Here is a 4,807-nt window from a genome sequence, read left to right as displayed (position 1 = left end):
ACGGGCAGCGGGCTTTTTCGACCGCCATGTCGGCTCCTGGGCCGGGCGGTTCTTTGCGGATTTGGAGACCTCGCCGTCGGGCCGCTTCTATCGGGCGGTCGGTGCGGTCGGACGGAGTTTTCTGGCGGTCGAGGCGCGCGCCTTCGACCTTGCGGCCTGAAGGTGAGGAGCGGAGCCATGACGCGGAACGCGGTCAAAGCCACGGATGAAGCAGCCAAACAGGGCAAGGATACGTCTCTCGCCCGGCGCGACCTGTTCCGGGTCGCCGGTCTCGGCGTCGGCGCGCTGGGCGCCGTCGCCGTCGGCGTGACCGCCACCGGCGGCACGGCCGAGGCCGCCCCGGCAGAGACGACCTCCACGGGCTACCGCGAGACCGACCATGTCCGGAAGGTCTACGAAGTCAGCCGCTTCTAAGAGGAACGCCCCGATGCTCATCAAGAAAAGCTCGGCCACCTCCGGCGGCCGCCACCTCGCCCGTACCCTGACCCAGACGCTGGCATCGTCCACCGGCGTCACGGTGGACCGCCGCGCCTTCCTGCGCACGTCCGGCATCGCCGCCGGTGGCGCCGCGCTGGCGTCGGCCATGCCCTTCGGCATGGTGAAGAAGGCCGATGCCGCCACCGCGGCCGCCGTCGCCGGTGCGCCGGTGAAGCAGGTCAAGTCGGTCTGCACCCACTGCTCGGTCGGCTGCACCGTCATCGCCGAAGTGCAGAACGGCGTCTGGATCGGGCAGGAGCCCGGCTTCGACAGCCCGATCAACCTCGGTTCGCACTGCGCCAAGGGCGCCTCGGTGCGCGAGCACGCCCATGGCGAGCGCCGCCTGCGCTATCCGATGAAGATGGTCGACGGCAAATGGACCCGGATTTCCTGGGACCAGGCCATCGAGGAGGTCGGCAGCAAGCTGTTGGCGATCCGCGAGCAGTCCGGCCCGGATTCGGTGTTCTGGCTCGGCTCGGCCAAGCACAGCAACGAGCAGGCCTATCTGTTCCGCAAGTTCGCCGCACTCTGGGGCACCAACAACGTCGACCATCAGGCGCGCATCTGCCACTCCACCACCGTGGCCGGCGTGGCCAACGTCTGGGGCTACGGCGCCATGACGAACAGCTACAACGACATCCAGAAGTCGAAGGCGCTGTTCTTCATCGGCTCGAATGCCGCCGAGGCGCATCCCGTCGCCATGATGCATGTGCTGAAGGCGAAGGAGCAGAACGCCGCCCCCCTGATCGTCGCCGATCCGCGCTTCACCCGCACCGCCGCCCACGCCAACGAGTATATCCGCTTCCGTCCCGGCACCGACGTGGCGCTGGTCTGGGGCATCCTCTGGCACGTCCTGCAGAACGGCTGGGAGGACAAGGACTATATCGCCAAGCGCGTCTACGGCTTCGACGACATCCGCGCCGAGGTCGCCAAGTGGACGCCGGAAGAGGTGGAGCGCGTCACCGGCGTTCCGGGTTCGCAGCTGAAGCGCGTCGCCCGCACGCTGGCCTCCAACCGTCCGGGCACGCTGGTCTGGTGCATGGGCGGCACCCAGCATCACATCGGCAACAACAACACCCGTGCCTATTGCGTGCTGCAGCTGGCGCTCGGCAATGTCGGCGTGTCGGGCGGCGGCACCAACATCTTCCGCGGCCACGACAACGTCCAGGGTGCCACCGACTTCGGTGTCACCTCCGACAGCCTGCCCGGCTATTACGGTCTGGCCGAGGGCGCGTGGCGCCACTGGGCGCGCGTCTGGGATCTCCCCTATGACGACATCCTGAAGCGCTTCGGCTCCAAGGCGCTGATGGAGAGCACCGGCATCCCGGTGTCGCGCTGGTTCGACGGCGTGCTGGAGGCCAAGGAGAATCTGGACCAGCCGAATCCGGTCAAGGGCATGGTCTTCTGGGGCCACGCGCCGAACAGCCAGGTCCGTCTGCCCGACATGAAGAAGGCGATGGAGAAGCTGGACCTGCTGGTCGTCGTCGATCCGTACCCGACGATGACCGCGGTGCTACCCGACCGTAAGGACAACTTCTACCTGCTGCCGGCGGCAACGCAGTTCGAGACCTCCGGTTCCGCAACCGCGTCCAACCGTTCGGTGCAATGGCGCGAGAAGATCGTCGAGCCGCTGTTCGAGGCGAAGACCGACCACGAGATCATGTATCTCTTCGCCAGGAAGTTCGGCTTCGCGGCGGATCTGGTCAAGAACATCAAGGTCAACGGCAACGAGCCGTCGATCGAGGACATCACCCGCGAGTGGAACCGCGGCATGTGGTCGGTCGGCTACACCGGCCAGTCGCCGGAGCGTCTGAAGCTGCACATGCAGCATCAGGCCACCTTCGACAAGACGACGCTGCGCGCCGTCGGTGGCCCGTGCGACGGCGATTACTTCGGCCTGCCCTGGCCGTGCTGGGGCACGCCGGAGATGAAGCATCCGGGCTCGGCCAACCTCTACGACACCTCGCTGCCGGTCGCCCAGGGCGGCGGTGCCTTCCGCGCCCGCTTCGGGGTGGAGCGCAACGGCGTGACGCTGCTGGCCGAGGGCTCCTATCCGGAAGGGTCGGAGATCAAGGACGGCTATCCGGAAGTCACCATGGCGATGCTCCAGAAGCTGGGCTTCGACGCCGACCTGACGCCGGAGGAACTGGCGGTCATCCAGAAGATCGGCGGCGACAAGATCGGCGCGGTGTCCTGGACCACCGACCTGTCAGGCGGCATCCAGCGCGTGGCGATCAAGCACGGCCTGAACCCGCCGGGCAACGCCAAGGCCCGCTGCGTCGCCTGGAACTTTCCGGACCCGGTTCCGATCCACCGCGAGCCGCTCTACACCCCGCGCCGCGATCTGGTCGCCAGCTATCCGACCTACAAGGACACCAAGTCCTGGCGCGTTCCGACTCTGTACAAGTCGATCCAGGACCGCGACGTGTCGAAGGACTATCCGATCATCCTCACCTCCGGCCGTCTGGTCGAATATGAGGGCGGCGGCGACGAGACGCGCTCCAACCCCTGGCTGGCCGAGTTGCAGCAGGACATGTTCGTCGAGATCAACCCGTTCGACGCCAACAATGCCGGCGTCAAGGACGGCCAGCTGGTCTGGGTCGAGGGGCCCGAGAAGGGCAAGGTGAAGGTCAAGGCCATGGTGACCGAACGGGTCGGCCGCGGCGTCGCCTTCATGCCCTTCCATTTCGGCGGCGTGTATCAGGGGCAGGATCTGCGCTCCAAATACCCGGCCGGGGCCGACCCCATCGTGCTCGGCGAGGCCGCCAACACGGCGACCACCTACGGCTACGATTCGGTGACCCAGATGCAGGAAACCAAGACCACCCTTTGCCGCATCCAGGCGGCGTGACGCGCGGGAGTTTGAACCATGGCCCGGATGAAATTCCTGTGCGACGCCGAGCGCTGCATCGAGTGCAATGCCTGCGTCACCGCCTGCAAGAACGAGAACGAGGTTCCCTGGGGCATCAACCGCCGCCGCGTCGTGACGATCAACGACGGCAAGCCGGGGGAGCGGACGATCTCGGTCGCCTGCATGCATTGCTCCGACGCCCCCTGCAAGGCGGTCTGCCCGGTCGATTGCTTCTATCAGACCGCCGAAGGCGTGGTCCTGCACAACAAGGACCTCTGCATCGGCTGCGGCTATTGCTTCTACGCCTGCCCGTTCGGCGCGCCGCAGTATCCGCAAGCCGGCAACTTCGGCACCCGCGGCAAGATGGACAAGTGCACCTTCTGCTCCGGCGGTCCCGAGCCTGACAATTCGGAGGCCGAGTTCAAGAAGTATGGCCGCAACCGTCTGGCCGAAGGCAAGCTGCCGCTCTGCGCCGAGATGTGCTCGACCAAGGCGCTGCTGGCCGGCGATGCCGACAAGGTGTCGGACATCTACCGCGAGCGCGTCGCCGCCCGCGGCTTCGGCTCCGGCGCCTGGGGTTGGAACACCGCCTATCAGACCAGATCGGGTCAGGAGCGCGACCAGCCCGGCGGCTCAGTATTCCAGGGCACCGGCGGTGCCGCCGGCGGCCTGCCGGTGCAGAAGCAGGGGCTGTGACGGTGACCGTTGCGCGGACTGCTCTGCTGGCGTTCGGCGCCGCGCTCCTGCTGGCCGGGTGCCAGGAGGACGCGGCACCGCGCCCGATCCATCTGGACAAGGGTGTCTACCAGGGCGCGGCCGACACGCCGCTGACCGCCGAGCAGGTGCGGGCGCTGCAACAGCGCACCGCCTATCAGGGTGTGCGATAGAGCGCGATCATTTTGGGCGGAAACGTCCGAAGTGTGAATCGCACGGGAAGTCAAATGGTTAGAGTCTGTGAGATGCTTCATTGAGCATCTCACAGACTCTGGGGAGCGTCCGATGGAAGGTCACCGCATGAAGTCGGCTGTCGCCGCTCTGCTGCTCGGGATCGGCCTTGCCGGCGGCCTCGCGCTGCCGGCGGCTGCGCAATCCAGCGTCCGCGTCGGCGGTCCGGTGGCGGAACAGCAGGTCGACCGCGACGGGCCGATGGTGCCGACGCAGATCCCGGGCCAGAGCCGTGGCGACAGCTGGCACGGCATCCGGTTGGGCGAGCGCGGCACCGTTTCGATTCCCAACAAGCAGGCCGGCGTCCTGATCCAATCGGAAGGCGAGGCGTGGCGTGCCGTGCGCAACGGTCCGCTCAGCGAGTACGGTTCCTGGGTGCTGGGTGGCATCCTGGCTCTGCTGGCGCTGTTCTTCCTTATCCGCGGGCGCATCCGCATCGACGGCGAGAAGACCGGCCGCACCATCGAGCGCTTCAACGCCTACGGGCGCGGTGTGCATTGGATGACCGCCGGCAGCTTCGTCGTGCTCGCCTTC

Annotated in this window: 4 protein-coding genes and 1 pseudogene; all 5 read left to right on the top strand. The window is 67.1% G+C overall.

Features of this window, described 5'->3' with window-relative positions; genetic code table 11:
- Positions 1–177 precede the first annotated feature (177 nt).
- The gene (locus tag I71_RS21475; RefSeq protein WP_042697896.1) at positions 178–414 is read left to right on the top strand and encodes a formate dehydrogenase; all 237 of its coding nucleotides are present in this window, start codon (positions 178–180) and stop codon (positions 412–414) included.
- A gap of 13 nt (positions 415–427) precedes the next feature.
- Entirely contained in the window at positions 428–3,328 is a 2,901-nt protein-coding gene (locus tag I71_RS21470) for a formate dehydrogenase subunit alpha (protein ID WP_042697893.1), read from the top strand.
- A gap of 18 nt (positions 3,329–3,346) precedes the next feature.
- Positions 3,347–4,024, top strand: coding sequence for a formate dehydrogenase FDH3 subunit beta (fdh3B, locus tag I71_RS21465; RefSeq protein WP_042697890.1), 678 nt, complete (start codon positions 3,347–3,349; stop codon positions 4,022–4,024).
- Complete coding sequence (locus I71_RS21460) at positions 4,021–4,215, top strand: hypothetical protein (protein WP_042697887.1); 195 nt, start codon at positions 4,021–4,023, stop codon at positions 4,213–4,215. Before fdh3B ends, I71_RS21460 begins: the two co-directional genes overlap by 4 nt.
- Before the next feature lie 127 nt (positions 4,216–4,342).
- Positions 4,343–4,807: pseudogene (locus tag I71_RS21455) on the top strand (formate dehydrogenase subunit gamma); the annotation flags it as partial.

Source organism: Azospirillum sp. B506 (assembly GCF_000333595.1).
GTDB lineage: Bacteria > Pseudomonadota > Alphaproteobacteria > Azospirillales > Azospirillaceae > Azospirillum.
This window is presented reverse-complemented; position numbering and strand designations above follow the sequence as displayed.